The 13885-nt window shown below is 70.5% G+C and carries 14 protein-coding genes; 8 read left to right on the top strand and 6 right to left on the bottom strand.

The genetic code is table 11. The features are described from left to right. The first annotated feature begins 91 nt into the window (after positions 1 to 91). The 4 genes from HNR73_RS30285 to HNR73_RS30270 all read left to right on the top strand — a co-directional run bounded on the left by HNR73_RS30285 (position 92) and on the right by HNR73_RS30270 (position 2793). On the top strand, positions 92 to 1588 hold the full coding sequence (locus HNR73_RS30285) for a glutamate-cysteine ligase family protein (RefSeq protein ID WP_184791102.1): 1497 nt from the start codon (positions 92 to 94) through the stop codon (positions 1586 to 1588). A gap of 61 nt (positions 1589 to 1649) precedes the next feature. Beyond that, positions 1650 to 2075, top strand: coding sequence for an alternative ribosome rescue aminoacyl-tRNA hydrolase ArfB (gene arfB, locus HNR73_RS30280; protein ID WP_184791101.1), 426 nt, complete (start codon positions 1650 to 1652; stop codon positions 2073 to 2075). A 137-nt stretch (positions 2076 to 2212) separates the two neighbouring features. After that, positions 2213 to 2455, top strand: a complete 243-nt coding sequence (locus tag HNR73_RS30275; RefSeq protein WP_184791100.1) for a hypothetical protein — start codon at positions 2213 to 2215, stop codon at positions 2453 to 2455. Beyond that, the gene (locus tag HNR73_RS30270; protein WP_184791099.1) at positions 2449 to 2793 is read left to right on the top strand and encodes a type II toxin-antitoxin system PemK/MazF family toxin; all 345 of its coding nucleotides are present in this window, start codon (positions 2449 to 2451) and stop codon (positions 2791 to 2793) included. The genes HNR73_RS30275 and HNR73_RS30270 overlap by 7 nt, the downstream gene beginning before the upstream one ends. Here the strand turns inward: HNR73_RS30270 and HNR73_RS30265 are convergent. The 3 genes from HNR73_RS30265 to HNR73_RS30255 form a co-directional block, all read right to left on the bottom strand. Further along, entirely contained in the window at positions 2782 to 3696 is a 915-nt protein-coding gene (locus HNR73_RS30265; RefSeq protein WP_184791098.1) for a GNAT family N-acetyltransferase, read from the bottom strand. The two genes, HNR73_RS30270 and HNR73_RS30265, sit on opposite strands and share 12 nt — an antisense overlap. A gap of 2 nt (positions 3697 to 3698) precedes the next feature. Next, positions 3699 to 4613, bottom strand: a complete 915-nt coding sequence (locus HNR73_RS30260) for a GNAT family N-acetyltransferase (RefSeq protein ID WP_184791097.1) — start codon at positions 4611 to 4613, stop codon at positions 3699 to 3701. A gap of 336 nt (positions 4614 to 4949) precedes the next feature. Beyond that, on the bottom strand, positions 4950 to 6116 hold the full coding sequence (locus tag HNR73_RS30255) for a hypothetical protein (RefSeq protein ID WP_184791096.1): 1167 nt from the start codon (positions 6114 to 6116) through the stop codon (positions 4950 to 4952). Between the two features lie 140 nt (positions 6117 to 6256). Here HNR73_RS30255 and HNR73_RS30250 point away from each other — a divergent pair, with 140 nt between their 5' ends. Then, a complete protein-coding gene (locus HNR73_RS30250; RefSeq protein ID WP_184791095.1) occupies positions 6257 to 6601 on the top strand; it encodes a hypothetical protein in 345 nt (114 codons plus the stop codon). Positions 6602 to 7303: 702 nt separating this feature from the next. Next, on the top strand, positions 7304 to 8500 hold the full coding sequence (locus HNR73_RS30245) for a S8 family peptidase (protein WP_184791094.1): 1197 nt from the start codon (positions 7304 to 7306) through the stop codon (positions 8498 to 8500). 124 nt (positions 8501 to 8624) lie between these two features. On the opposite strand, the gene HNR73_RS30240 is transcribed toward HNR73_RS30245, so the two are convergent. Next, on the bottom strand, positions 8625 to 9545 hold the full coding sequence (locus HNR73_RS30240; RefSeq protein ID WP_184791093.1) for an NADP-dependent oxidoreductase: 921 nt from the start codon (positions 9543 to 9545) through the stop codon (positions 8625 to 8627). A gap of 110 nt (positions 9546 to 9655) precedes the next feature. On the opposite strand from HNR73_RS30240, the gene HNR73_RS30235 reads away from it, so the two are divergent. Both HNR73_RS30235 and HNR73_RS30230 read left to right on the top strand, forming a co-directional pair. Beyond that, positions 9656 to 11080 carry an integrin alpha gene (locus tag HNR73_RS30235; RefSeq protein ID WP_184791092.1) on the top strand — a complete coding sequence of 475 codons (1425 nt, stop codon included), beginning with the start codon at positions 9656 to 9658 and terminating at the stop codon, positions 11078 to 11080. 29 nt (positions 11081 to 11109) lie between these two features. Then, positions 11110 to 12534, top strand: coding sequence for an FG-GAP repeat protein (locus HNR73_RS30230; protein ID WP_184791091.1), 1425 nt, complete (start codon positions 11110 to 11112; stop codon positions 12532 to 12534). Here the strand turns inward: HNR73_RS30230 and HNR73_RS30225 are convergent. Together HNR73_RS30225 and HNR73_RS30220 are read right to left on the bottom strand one after the other, a co-directional pair. Beyond that, on the bottom strand, positions 12512 to 13084 hold the full coding sequence (locus tag HNR73_RS30225; protein WP_184791090.1) for a GyrI-like domain-containing protein: 573 nt from the start codon (positions 13082 to 13084) through the stop codon (positions 12512 to 12514). The genes HNR73_RS30230 and HNR73_RS30225 overlap by 23 nt on opposite strands. Next, positions 13081 to 13842, bottom strand: coding sequence for a MerR family transcriptional regulator (locus HNR73_RS30220; protein ID WP_184791089.1), 762 nt, complete (start codon positions 13840 to 13842; stop codon positions 13081 to 13083). Before HNR73_RS30220 ends, HNR73_RS30225 begins: the two co-directional genes overlap by 4 nt. Positions 13843 to 13885 lie beyond the last annotated feature (43 nt).

The raw sequence follows: 13885 nt of genomic DNA, 5'->3' as shown, positions 1-13885 counted from the left end.
GATGGTGTCGGTCCGCCTAGCGTGCGGTAGCCATGATGTAACAACCGTACGACCGGTTGTTGTCAATGGCGCCGGACGCTGGGGAGGGCAGATGGGCGACCAGGTACGTCAGCGTACGTACACACACGCGGATCTTCGCCGCTACAGGGGCAAGATGCGACGATGTCTGTCCACATTGGGCCTGATGCTCGACAGTGGACAGTTCGAGGGCGACGAGCTGTTAACCGGCGTCGAACTGGAGATCAACCTCATCGACGACGCAGGGCGGGCGTCGTTGAAGAACGCCGAGGTACTGGCCTACCTGGCCGAGTCGGACGCCTACAACGAGGTATCGGTCCAGCCGGAACTGGGCCAGTACAACCTGGAACTGAACCTGGCGCCCAGATCCATCGCGACCGGCGGCTTCTCCGCCTACGAGCAGGATCTGCGGCACATGCTGCACGAGGTCGACGAACGCGCGCGCAAAACGGGATCCACCCTCGTCCTGGTCGGGACGCTGCCCACCCTGCGCCACGCCGACGCCACCGAGGAGAGCCTCTCGGTGAACCTTCGCTACCGCATGCTCAACGACTCCATCATCAACGCGCGCGGTGACGACATCGAGCTCGACATCCGCGGCGCCGAACGGCTTCGCGTCTACACCGACTCGATCGCGCCGGAGGCGGCCAACACCAGCGTGCAGTTCCACATCCAGGTCGGCCCGGAGAGTTTCGCCGCCTACTACAACGCCGCACAGGCCCTCGCCGGCGCTCAGCTGGTCGTCGGCGCCAACGCGCCCTACCTGTTCGACACGCAACTGTGGGCCGAGACCCGCATCGCGCTCTTCGAGCAGGCCACCGACACCCGAAGCCGCGAACTCAAGGCGCAGGGGGTGAGGCCGAGGGTGTGGTTCGGCGAACGCTGGGCCCGGTCCGTACTCGACCTCTTCGAGGAGAACTCGCGCTACTTCCCGCCGCTGCTGCCCGAGTCGCACGCCGAGGACCCCTTCGAGGTGTGGCGGTCGGGCGGTGTGCCGAAACTGCCGGAACTGAGGCTGCACAACGGAACCGTGTACCGCTGGAACCGGCCGGTCTACGACGTCGGCCCCAACGGCCGCCCGCACCTGCGAGTGGAGAACCGGGTCCTGCCCGCCGGACCGACCGTCATCGACGTGCTGGCGAACATGGCCTTCTACATGGGGGCCGTGCGGATGCTCGCCGAAAGCGACCATCCGGTGTGGACGCGCATGCCCTTCGGCGTCGCCGAGCAGAACCTCCAGGCCGCCGCCCGCGACGGGATCGACGCCCGCCAGTGGTGGCCCGGGATCGGTGAGGTGGACGGCGTCCGGCTCGTCGACGAGGTGCTGCTCCCACTGGCCTACGAAGGGCTCGACCGCTTCGGCGTCGACCCGGTCGAACGCGACCGGCTCCTCGGTGTGATCGAGGCGCGGTGCCGGTCGCGGATCAACGGAGCCTCCTGGCAGGTCGCGACCGTGCGGCACTTCGAGGAGACGCACGGGCGCACCGAGGCCCTGCGGGAGATGCTCAAGCTCTACGTCCGCAACGCCGCGGCCGGACCCGCCGTGCACGAATGGGAGGCCGCGAAATAGACCTGAGCGCACGGCGGGGTCTCACTACGATGGTGGGAGACCATCGAAGAGGAGCCCCGCCGTGCCAGGACCGCTGCGCGTCACCGACACGGTCTTGATACCCGAGGGCGAGTTGAGCTGGCGTTTCTCGCGCTCGCAAGGACCGGGCGGGCAGGGCGTGAACACCACCGACAGCCGCGTCGAACTCAGCTTCGACGTGGCCGCGACGGGCGCGCTGAGCGACTTTCTGAAGACGCGCGCGCTGGAACGGCTCGCCGGACGGCTCGTCGATGGCGTCGTGACCGTCGCCGCCTCCGAACACCGGGCACAGCTGCGCAACCGCGAGGCCGCCCTGGCCCGCCTCGCGCAGCTGCTGCGCGAGGCGATCGCGCCCCCACCGCCGAAGCGGCGGGCGACGAAACCCGGCCGCCGCGCGGTCGAACGGCGCATCGCGGCGAAGAAGCGCCGGTCGGACGTGAAGCGGACCCGGCGAAATCGGGACGATTAAGACACGCGCGTGTCCGCATCCTCGTTGCGGCAAGCAATCCAGACGTCGAGCTTCGTCAATGCGCTGACCCGCATGAATAACGCTTCGCACATGTGATCTATACTATTCGTGTGTCTACACTAACGTATACTCGACCCATGGCCACCGTGATGATCCGCGTCGACAAGTCTGTCCGTGATGCCGCCGCGGCGCTCGCCACCGCCAGCGGCACGACGATCGCCGTCGTCGTCGCCAAGGCGGTGAAGGCCGCGCAGCGCAAGGCGTTCTGGGATTCGGTCGACGCCGCGTTCGCCCGCATGAGTCCCGAGGAGCTCGCCGACCTTCGCCGCGAACAGGCGGCCGGGGACGCCTCGCTCAAGGACGGACTGGACGAGTGGTGAACGCACCGCGCATCGGTGAGATCTACATGGTTGACTTCGGTGATCCGGTCGGACACGAACAGGGCTATCAAAGGCCTGCGGTCATCATCAGCCCGGAGCGGCTCAACCGCACCCCGAGTCGCATCGCCATCGCGATGGCGGTCACTTCACGTGATCGCGGCGTCCCCTATCACCTCCCGCTCGATGTCGAGCGGTGCGGACTTGAGCGGCCGTCGTGGGTGCGTACCGAGGATATACGCACGGTCGCGCACGAACGGCTGAAGCGTTACATCGGCCGGGTGAGCGGAGAAGAGCTCGACGACCTCCGCGACATGCTCATCACCCTCCTAGAGCTCTGACCTCGCCGCCCTCTTCACCGCCCGCTGGACCGCGAACCCCTCGTACCCCAGCTTCGTGTTCACCGCCAGCATCGCCGTGTTCTCCGCGTCGTTGATCGTGAACGCCTCGGTCACACCGGCGCGCCGGGCCGTGTGCAGGCCGTGCGACTTCACCAGCATCGCCAGTCCCTTCCCGCGATACTCCGGGTGCGTGCCCGTGAAGTTCGAGTACACGCGGCCGCCCACGCGGTACAGGTACGCCAGGGCCGCGACCGTCTTCCCGTCCAGCGCGACGACGCTCGACGCGACGTCCATGCGAGGGTCGGCCAGGATCTCCTCGCGCCAGCGCTCGTAGGGCGGCGGCACCAGAGGTGTCGTGCCGGGGATGTCGACGAGGGCGAGGGCGTCGGTCTCGTAGACCGCGCGCCAGTCCTCCACCTCGGCGAGGGGCCGGACCTCGATCCCGGCGGGAACCGGTGCGGCGTCGGGGATCCCGGCGAGCAGCGCGCGCGAGATGCGGCCGGTGCGCCCGGCCGCGAAGCCACGCTTGACGGCGAAGTCGAGCCCGTCGTCGTCGCCGGAGTGCGACGACAACGTCGATCCGCCGATCGTGGCGTGGTGCTCCTCGGCGCGGGCCAGCAGCGCCGAGCCGATGCCCCGCCGCCGGTGACCGGACAGGACGGCGAGCTGCATGCCCACCGCGCCGGGCGTCGACGACATCGGCGAGAAGCTCACGAAGCAGGACCCGACGACGCGCCCCTCCTCCTCGGCCGCGAACAGCGCGGGGCTGTCGCCGGTGGACGTCTCCAGCCAGTGCGCCAGCGACGCGGGGCTGGTGAGCAGGTACGGGAACACCGCCGCGATCACGTCGGCGATGTCCTGGTGGTCGGCGGGGGTCGCCGGGCGGACGGTGTGAGGGGACATGATCACGACCCTGCCACACCTTCGCGACGCAGCGCGGTCCGCTCCAGGAACGGCACGTAGCCCAGCCGCGTGTTCACCTTCAGCATCGGCGCGTTCTTCGCGTCGTTGGCGGTGAAGGCCTCGGTGGCGCCGGTGTCGCGGGCCGCGTGCAGCGCGTGCGACTTCAGCACGGTGGCGTGCCCGCGCCCACGGAAGCCGGGATGCGTTCCGGTGAAGGCGGAGTGGACGCGGTCGCCGACGCGCTGCAGGTAGGCCATCGCGCTGAACGTGTCGCCGACCATCGCGACCAGGCTCAGATCGTGGTCGAGGCGCGGATCGCCGAGCTGCTTGACCTTCCACTGCTCGAAGGCGAAGGGCACGAAGGGCCGGTCGGTCGGGATGTCCATGGCCGCGAGGTTGTCACTCGCGTGCAGGGCGCGCAGGTCGTCCACTTCGGACAGCCGGACGATCCGGACGTCCTCGGGAACGGCGAGCACGGGTGGCAGATCGGCCAGGTCGCAGCGTGAGATCCGCGCGATACGGCCCGTGCCGAACCCGTGCGCGGCCGCGAAGGCGATCCCCGCGGGGTCTTCGGCGTTCGCCGAGGTGACCCGCGCGCCCAGGCCGGCGAGGTGCCGCTCGATCCGTGCCATCAGCAGCGTTCCGGCGCCACGGCGCTGGAACTCGGGCCGGACGGCGATGTCCACGGCCACCGCGCCCTCCTCGGTGCTCCAGACGTTGCGCCAGCCGGAGACGACGCCGACGACGCGGCCTTCGGTCTCGGCGACGAACTCGGCGAGACCGGCGTCGGCGAAGGCCTCGGCGGCGTGCGCGATGGAGGCCGCGCTGACCAGCAGCGCCGGATGGCACGAGCGGAAGACCTCGGCCATGGCCTCGTGATCGGAGGGGCCCGCGTCGCGGACGATGATGTCGTTCATGGCTTCAGCCTGCCACCGCCGGGTTTCGGCGTCCGAGCGAATATCGCTCGGTGTCCGTTAGGTGCCCCGGGCGCGCGTTGACGAGCGGACCGGCCCGATTCCGGCGACACCGGTGTCACTACCGTCCACTTCAGACGGAAGGGCTCGGGTGGCGTGCCGTCGCAGGTGTGGGCCAGGGACTCCGGCGTCATGATCAGCCGGGGCCGCCAGACCGCCAGACCGCCAGACCGCCAGACCGCCAGACCGCCAGACGGCCTTGACGTCGGTGAGCGCGGGCAGGTAGGCGGTCCGGGCGGCACGAATCGTCGCGTCGATCATGCCGCCCGGACCGTCACGTCAGCTCTTGCGCCTCGTCCGCTTCTTGGGCGGCGCCTTCTCGTCCTCGCGCAGACCGGTGACCCAGTCCTCGGTGTCGTCCTTCGGTGGCGGTGGGGCGTCGGGGGCGGTGGCGGGTACGTCCTCCCCTTCGCGGGCGGGTTGCGGTGTGCTGCCGCCGAAAGCGCTGTCGACGTCGTCGAGGGCCTTGGTGTACTCGTCGACGTACGGGTCGGGCGGGTTGGGCGAGGCCGGGATCCGCTCGTAGACGGTGTCGTCATCGTCGCGGCGGGGGAGTGGCGGCGGGTGGTCGCCTTCGGCGGTCGCCGTCACCGGCGTCAGCGGCGGTGAGCTCGGCTTGTCCCGCCGCAACAGCGTCACCACGAGGGATCCGAGCAACCCGACGAGGGCCGCGTACGGGCCGACGAGGAACGCCGACAGCGAGTCGACGGTCGTTCCCGTGCCGGGACCGGCCACCAGGTAGGCGACGGTCACCAGCAGCGGCCCGACCACGCCCGACGCGGCCGCGATCCCCTGCTTCTTCCCGTTCCCGCTGGCGAACAGCGCGACGATCACGCCGATCAGCAGTGAACCGATCAGCAGCGGCGGGGCCAGCGCGAAACCGCGTTTGCCGAGCGCGCCGGTCACGTCGGCCCACGAACCCCACACACCGAGCTGGGCGACCGGCATGCTCTTGTCGCCGACCGGTACGGCGATCGAGAGGATCGCCAGCAGCCAGATCAGTGCGGCCGAGGCGAGCATGCTCCACGCGACCGGCCGGGCGGCCATCGCGATCAGCGCGAGCGCGAGCCCGGCCACGATGCCGATCCCGACGGCCAGGAACGGTGTCCCCGACACCGCGGCCTGCGCGTTCTCGCGGGCCGGCAAGGCGACCAGTGGCGCCAGGACGCCCGCGCCGATCCCGGCGGCGAGCGCCGCCGACAGCCGCACGGCGACCGACTGCGATCCCTTGGCGGCGGCCACCATCGCGCCCGCGAGCGCACCGAGCACAGTGGACACCGCGGCGAGCCACGTCGTCCAGGCCATGTTCGTCGACCACAGTCCGGCGGTGCCGGTGCGCCAGTCCATCATGGTGAGGCCGTAGGCGACACCGAGCTGCGCGGTGGCGATCACCGCGGCTGTTCCGAAAGCGGTTGCGACCGCGGTTCCCCAGGCGTTTCTGGCCATGTCCGGCAGCGTATTGAGGTCCGTCGAGGCGCGCCACCCTTGTTAAGGTCCCGCTAGGAAACCCGCTCGCGAAAAGCCGGATTCGCGACACACGCCCGGATTCGCCCCGACTACGCCTTGTGTGCGGCACCATGGACAAGGTGAACAGAGTTCCGGACAACGCACAGACGGTGACCCATGACGGTCCCGTCGGCCACGCCGTCGACGGCGACCCGCTTCTCGGGCTCATGCCGCCCGACCGCCGCCGTGACCCGCGCGATCACCGCGACTTCCCGCGCGAGCGTTTCGAGCCGCCGCACCAGTACGGCCCGCCGCACCCCGACGACGACTCCGGACTCCCCATGGCCGCGCACCCCCTCTTCCGCGGGCTGCTGCACGAGCTTCCGGCGCGCACCGATCCGCCGACCGCGGAGTTCCTGGAGTGCTGGATCACCACGGCCCGGTCGATCCTGGAGTTGCTGTACCGCCCCGGAACCCGGCACTGACACCTATCGCCTTTCCTTCCTCCACGCGCGCCGGACGGCGGGAGCGCACCTGACCGGGACCGGTGGCCCCGCCGTGCGCCGGGACCCGGCCGGCCCCGATCTGGCGCGGCCGGCGAGGCATACCCATGATCGCGTGGCCGCATCCGGCGATGAGTCCGCATTGGACACCATTCCCAATGAAGTGCGTGCTTTCACTGTGACTTTCCCGATTCCGCAACGGCCCGGGCAGGCCACATCCGTCGGCGACGCTCGGTTATCGAGCGATCTCGATGTCCATATGCTGGGAATCAGCGAAATCGGCTTGAGGCTACCCGTCGGTAGCCTCCGCGTCGGCATGGGAGCGGTCACAGTCGTGGCGACCGCCGCCGGATTTCCCGTGGCGCCAGGTGGTCTCGGGAGCATCCTCGGCCGCTTCCCTTGTGGACCAACAAAAGTAGCGTTGAACTGGGCTTACGCGCCGGGAATCCGTACCTGTGCGGGCGCGCTTCGGCAGGGGTCGACGCGGCCGCCGTCGGTGTCGGGATCCCTTGTCCGCCCTAACGTTCGTAAAGTTCGCTAGCAGAACCCCCGCCTTTCGTCACTAGGCCGAAGGTCCTCATCAATGGCATCGAAGGGTTTACATTCCTCAACCTGTCTGGAAGTGTTCGAAAAACCCGGACCCCATGTCCGGGTTTGTCACTTACGGACAGTGAAAGGAACGGCATGAAGGAATCCACGTCCTTCCGGCGCCGCGTAGCCACCGGTGTCGGTGTCTCCGCGGTGGCCGCGCTGGGCCTCGCGTTGCTCTCAGCCTCCCCGGCACAGGCTGAGGGCAACGTTCTTGGCGCAGGCGCCGAAGGCGCAATCTCCGGTGAGTTCCTGATCAAGCTGGCCGACGGAGTGTCCACTGAGGACGCCTCGTCGCTGCTCGGCGGTCGCTACGACGCCACGATCACCAACACCTTCGACAGCTTCGGCGGCTTCGCCGCGACGATGGACGACACACAGGCCCGGCGGCTCGCCGCCGACCCGCGTGTCGCGTTCGTCGAGCAGGACCGTCAGGTCTGGAGCCTCGGCGAGCAGCCGAGTCCTCCGTCGTGGGGTCTCGACCGCGTCGACCAGAACGCCCTCCCGCTCGACGACAGCTACACGTCGCCGAACGAGGGCACCGGCGTCACCGCGTACATCATCGACACCGGTGTCACGCTCGACCACCCTGACTTCGGTGGCCGCGCGACCAGCGGTGTCGACGCCGTCGACAACGATGACGACGCGACCGACTGCAACGGTCACGGTACGCACGTGGCGGGCACCATCGGCGGCACCGAGTACGGGCTGGCCAAGGATGTGGCGCTGGTCGGCGTCCGCGTCCTCGACTGCGCGGGCTCCGGCACCACCGAGGGCGTCGTCGCGGGCATCGACTGGGTCACCGAGAACCACAGTGGACCGTCGGTCGCCAACATGAGCCTCGGCGGCGGCGCCGACGAGACTCTCGACGCGGCCGTCGCGGCCTCCGTCGAATCGGGCGTCACCTACGCCGTCGCGGCGGGCAACTCCGCCGATGACGCGTGCGATTACTCGCCCGCGCGGGTCGAGTCGGCCATCACCGTCGGCGCGACGAACAACACCGACGCCAAGGCCGACTTCTCCAGCTACGGCAGCTGCGTCGACATCTTCGCCCCCGGCGAGGACATCACCTCGGCGTGGCTCGACGGCGGCGAGAACACCATCAGCGGCACCTCGATGGCGACGCCCCACGTCGCCGGCGCGGCCGCGCTGTACCTGTCGGCCAACACCTCGGCGACCCCCGCCGACGTGGCGGCGGCGCTGACGGAGAACGCGACCCCGGACGTCGTCACCGACCCGGGCACCGGTTCGCCGAACCTCCTGCTCTACGTGGGATTCATCGCGGGCGCCTGAGGCTTCAGGAGCACGTGACGACGACCGCGTGGCCGGGTCGGTTCGGAAGGCAGCGACACGGCCGCAGCGGTTGATGTACAAGGAAAGAGCGGGGCCCGGCGCACGCGCCGGGCCCCGCTTCTCGTCACGCCGGCGTGACGACGACCTTCCCGCGCACGTGCCCCGTCGCGACCTCGCTCATCGCCTCGGCCGCGCGGTCCAGGGGGAAGGTCCGCGCGACCTCGACCCGCAGTCTCCCGTCGCCGTACAGCGCGAGCAGCTCCTGAAGGCTCGGCAGGTCGCGGCCCGTGTCGAGCCAGCGCACGCCGAACCCGGCGGCCTTGCCCGGGTCGCCCGCGATCGTCCCGGCACGGCCGGGCGCGAGTTCGGCGCCCACCCGCAGCGACTCGTCGGTGGCGACGGCGTCGAAGGACGCGTCGACCGCGGCGATCGCGCGGACGCGGTCGGCGAGACCGGGCCCGTACGCGACCGGTGTGGCGCCCAACTCGCGCAGATAGTCGTGGTTGCGGGCCGACGCCGTCCCGATCACGCGCATTCCCCACGCGACGGCCAACTGCACGGCATAGCTCCCGACACCCCCGGCCGCGGCGTGCACGAGCAAGGTCTCACCCTCCTCGGCGCCCAGGGCCCGAAGCGCGCTGTGCGCCGTCTGCCCCGACGCCGTCAGCGACCCCGCCTCCGCCCACGGCATGCCCGCCGGTTTCGCCGCGAGCTGCCCTTCGGGCACCACGGTGTACTCCGCGAAGGCCCCACCGCACCACCCGAGCACCTCGTCACCGACCGTCAGGCGGGAAACCCCGTCGCCGACGGCGTCGACGACCCCCGCCGCCTCCGTCCCCGTCGGCTGCGGGCCGCCACCCCGGTCGAAACTCGCCGGCGCCCAGGCACGCGCCATGCCCGCCCGGAACGCGTTGTCGAAAGGCTGCACGCCCGCCGCCCGGACGCGCAGGCGCACCTCGCCCAGACCGGGTTCGGGCAGGGGGACATCGATGAGGCGGAGGACTTCCGGACCGCCGTATTCGCTGAAGACGAGAGCTCGTGGCATGCCCACGAGTCTGCCGTGACGGTCAGGTGAACGGCGGATGTTCGGCCAGGACCGGCGGCCCCCCGGATCGAGTATCTTCTCGGCAGCCCCCCTCTGCCCGAAGGTGCCTGATGTACAGAAGAACAGTGCCAGCGCTCGCCGCCGCCCTCCTGGCCGCGGCCACGCTCACCGCCCTCTCGTCCACTCCCGCGCAGGCCGACGGTGTCTACCTGCCACAGGAGACCGACGACTTCGACTGCGACGGCCTCCGCGACGCCTACCACGACGAATCGGGCCCGGACGAGCTTCCCGGCTCCGGCGGCTTCGCCGTCGTCTACACGACCACCGGCCGGACGGCCCACTTCACGCAGAACACCCCCGGCATCACCGGCACCGCCGAGAAGGGCGACCGCTTCGGCGCCGTCCACTCCTCCTACGACCGGAACAAGGACGGCTGCGACGACCTCGTCGTCGGCGCTCCCGGCGAAGGCATCGGCTCGGCGGCCGAGGCCGGGATGGTGTGGATCATCCCCGGCTCCCCGACCGGGCTCGACACCTCGAAGTCCTTCGCGTACAGCCAGAACACCGCCGGTGTCCCCGGCACGGCCGAGACGCGCGACGGTTTCGGCACGAGCCTCGCCGCCGGCACGACCTCGGCGGGCGCTCCCTTCCTCATCATCGGCAGCCCGGATGAGACGGTCGGGCGGTACGGCGGTGGTGGGGGGATGATCCACTACCTGCGCGATGGGAAGTGGACCACGATCACCCAGGACACCAAGGGCGTCATCGGGAACTCCGACGACGTCGACCACTTCGGCGAGGTCCTCGTCGCCAACGAGCGTTTCTTCGCCGTCGGCATGCCCTATTACGACGACGGCGCCTCCTGGACCGGTGCCGTGCAGGTCATGACGCACGGTTCGGCGACGAGCCGCCCGTGGGCGATGGCGAGCGTCACTCAGGGTACGGCGGGAGTCGAGGGCACGCCCGAGGAGTTCGACTTCTTCGGCAGCTCGGTCTCCCTGGTGTCCTACCGCTCCAGCACGAGCGCGCCCGTCGGCGTTCTCCTCGCCATCGGCGTGCCCGATGAGGACCTGATCTCCAACACCGCCGAGGACGCCGGTTCGGCGCACCTCGTGTCGGTCGTCGGCAGCAAGGTCACCGCGCTGAGCTATCTCGACCAGAGCGCCGAGGGCGTCCCCGACAGCGCCCAGGACGGCGACAACCTCGGGGCCGGGGTCGTGGTCGCGACCAGCGACGGCAGCGCCATCGCGACACCGTCGACGACCGTGTGGGCCGCCTCGGTCCCCGGCGAGACCACCGCCGACGGCTTCTACGGCGCCGCCCACGTCATGCGCGGCGTCAAGAACCCCGGCGCGTCCGACATCTGGATGCAGGCGACGCGCCACGGCCTGCCCGCCGACGGCGGTTTCGGCTTCGGCGAACTCGCGGCCTCGGCGCGGTACCTCTATCTCGGCAGCGGCCCGTACTTCGGCGTCCCCTGGAACAACATCCTCCGGGGCGCGAACGAACCGGTCCTGGAGAACCGATCGTGGTGACCCGTCCCTCCCGACAGCTTGGCGTCCGCGTGAACAAGCTCCTCCTCGCCGCCGCCCTCGCGGGCGCGGCCCTCACGGTCGTCCAGCCCGCCACGCCCGCCGCCGCCCAGGACTACGTCCGCGACGAGGCCTACGACCTCGACTGCAACGGCACGCGCGACGTCGTCCTCGCCGACGAGTGGGCCACCGTCGGCGGCAAGACCTACGCCGGGGCCTTCGCGGTCACCTATGCCGACATCGGTGGCGGCCGCCGGACGTCGACGTACAGCCAGGACACGGCCGGCATGCCCGACCTGTCCGAGTACAACGACCACTTCGGCGCCGCCCACGCCAGCCTCGACTGGAACCGCGACGGCTGCGACGACCTCGTCGTCGGCGCACCCGGCGAGAGCATCGGCTCCACCGGCGGCGCCGGCATGATCTGGGTCATCCCCGGCGCGCCCGGCGGACTGAACCCCGCCGGCGCGATCGCGCTCCAGCAGAACAGTCCCGACGTCCCCGAGGTCCGCGAGGAGGGCGACGCCTTCGGCGCCGCGCTCGCCGCGTCGGTCACCTCCGACGGCGTCCCGTACCTGCTCGTGTCGGCACCCGGCGAGAGCATCGGCTCGGTCGAGGACGCCGGTGCCGTCTGGTACTGGCGGGCCGGTGCCTGGGACTTCATCAGCCAGAACAGCACCGGAGTCGCCGGGACCGCCGAGACGCGCGACGGCTTCGGCGCGACCCTCGCGGTCACCGACCGCTACTTCGCCGTCGGGACGCCCGACGAGGGCATCGGCTGGAACGACATGGCCGGGATGGTCCACGTCTTCAGCAACACCTTCCGCGCCGGAGCGCCCACCCCGCTCGCCGGGTTCAGCCAGGACACCCCGGGCATCTCCGGTGGACCCGAAACCTATGACCAGTTCGGGTCCTCGCTCTCGGTCATCTCCTACCGGCCCTCGGCGAGCGCGTCGATCGGCGCGCTCGTGGCCGTCGGCGTCCCCTACGAGCACATCGGCGACGCCGACACCTCCTTCGAGGGCATCGCGCACCTGGTCCAGGTCACCAACGGCGGCAAGGTCACCCAGGTCACGGCCGTGAACCAGGCCACGGCGGGCGTGCCCGGGAGCGTCGAGCAGTGGGACGAGTTCGGGGGCGACGTCATCGTCGCGATCATGGGCGACGGGAAATTCGGGACGCCGTCGACGGTCCGCTGGGTCGCGTCGGCCGACTCCGGGTGGCACGTCTTCCTGCCCACCAAGACCCCCGGCACGGGAGATCTGCGGTTCGAGCGCGCCGACCCCGGACTGCCCGCCTACAACGTCGGAGGCGCCTACGGCGCCTCGCGCGAGTACCTCTACCTGGAGGAGTGGGTCGGCGCGCCCGCCTACGCCGTGCCGTGGAGCGACATCCTCGCCGGTCGTCAACTCACCTACACCGCGATCGGCCCGATCATGTGGCCGTGGCCCCACTAGCCACCGGATAACGCAGGATCGTCCGCATCCTCTCCGGTGCCACCCGCCTCGGATCGGACAGGTAGATCTCGTGATGGGACCCGCTCACGACCCGCCCCTCGGCCGCGATGAAGGCCATAAGGCGGTCGTGGGCGGGTTTCTCGTCGGCGTAGGGCCCGACGTGCAGGATCTGCGCGCACTCGCCTTCGGCGAAGACCTCCCGGCGCACCAGGTCGAGTCCCGGCCGCGGCTTCTTCACCGCCGCGAAGGCCGCCGCGACGACGTCGGCGGTCGCCTCGGGCGGTTGCGCGATCATCATCGTCCAGCGCCATGAGGAGCGGTCGGGGTCGAGTCCCACGCCGTGCCAGCGGCCCTGGAGGGTTCCGACCGTGTAAGTCGTGACGGGTTTGAGCGCGGCCCGCACGGCATAAGAGGCCTGGTAGAGGCCCTCGACGGCGGTCCGGTAGACCTCGCCGTCGGGGTCGCCCTTCCCGTCGGTCATCAGGTAGGTCAGCGACGGGACGTTGATGAGCGCGGGGGCGGCGGTCGCCTTGAACTCAACGGGTTTCATGTTTCCTCCACGGGAATCGAGATACGGGTGACGAGCTCCTCCTCGGCGGCCTCGCCCGGCGCGACCAGGTACTCCTCGCGCACCGGCGCCCGCGGCACCAGGCCCCGGTCGCCGATCCACGACAGCAGCGCGTGATACGCCAGCGGCAGCCCGCCGTACGGGCCGTGATGGGTGGTCGTGACCGTGTCGACGGCAGGCAACCGCAGCGTCGGCGAAGGCGCGCGCACGCCAACGGCCACGCGCATCCCGTCGCGCAGATCCAGCGGGAACAGCCCGACGACCGGCGGCACCCACGCCCCCGCCGACCCCAGCAGCCGCCCGACCAGCCCACCCGTCACGGCCCCGATCCCGTCGGGATCGCACACGCCCTCCACGACGACCAGATCCAGCGCCGCCACGGTTTCCCGCGCGATGTCGTACGGCGAATCCGCCGCCAGCCGCTCCAGCAGCCGCAACCGTTCCCGGTCACGCTCGATCCGCGCCGCCAGCTGCTCGCCCTCGGCCCGCAACAGCCCCGACCTCGCCTCCGGTGACGCCCGCACGATCGACGCGATCGCCGGAAGCGGCACATCGGCGTCCCGCAGCAGCGCGATCGTCAACGCGTCCCGCGCCTGCCCGCGCTCGTACATCCGGTAACCGCTGTGCGGATCGACACGCGCCGGCGTCAGCAGGCCCAACTCGTCGTAATGCCGCAACCGCTTCACCGACAACCGGCACAACCGCGCGAAGCGGCCGATCGTGAGTAGCTCCTCCCGCATGCCACCAAGCCTGGACCCTCCCACCGTGGAAGAGTCCACAACA

The sequence above is a fragment of the Phytomonospora endophytica genome, from assembly GCF_014202425.1.
In the GTDB taxonomy this organism is placed as follows: Bacteria; Actinomycetota; Actinomycetes; order Mycobacteriales; family Micromonosporaceae; genus Phytomonospora; species Phytomonospora endophytica.
Note: the sequence above shows the minus strand (reverse complement) of the source record. Positions and strands in the feature narration are given on the sequence as shown.

Coding starts and splice junctions, on each gene's coding strand:
- HNR73_RS30285 (WP_184791102.1), top strand. CDS start 92: ATGGGCGACCAGGTACGTCAGCGTACGTACACACACGCGGATCTTCGC.
- HNR73_RS30275 (WP_184791100.1), top strand. CDS start 2,213: ATGGCCACCGTGATGATCCGCGTCGACAAGTCTGTCCGTGATGCCGCC.
- HNR73_RS30265 (WP_184791098.1), bottom strand. CDS start 3,696: ATGTCCCCTCACACCGTCCGCCCGGCGACCCCCGCCGACCACCAGGAC.
- HNR73_RS30260 (WP_184791097.1), bottom strand. CDS start 4,613: ATGAACGACATCATCGTCCGCGACGCGGGCCCCTCCGATCACGAGGCC.
- HNR73_RS30255 (WP_184791096.1), bottom strand. CDS start 6,116: ATGGCCAGAAACGCCTGGGGAACCGCGGTCGCAACCGCTTTCGGAACA.
- HNR73_RS30245 (WP_184791094.1), top strand. CDS start 7,304: ATGAAGGAATCCACGTCCTTCCGGCGCCGCGTAGCCACCGGTGTCGGT.
- HNR73_RS30240 (WP_184791093.1), bottom strand. CDS start 9,545: ATGCCACGAGCTCTCGTCTTCAGCGAATACGGCGGTCCGGAAGTCCTC.
- HNR73_RS30235 (WP_184791092.1), top strand. CDS start 9,656: ATGTACAGAAGAACAGTGCCAGCGCTCGCCGCCGCCCTCCTGGCCGCG.
- HNR73_RS30225 (WP_184791090.1), bottom strand. CDS start 13,084: ATGAAACCCGTTGAGTTCAAGGCGACCGCCGCCCCCGCGCTCATCAAC.
- HNR73_RS30220 (WP_184791089.1), bottom strand. CDS start 13,842: ATGCGGGAGGAGCTACTCACGATCGGCCGCTTCGCGCGGTTGTGCCGG.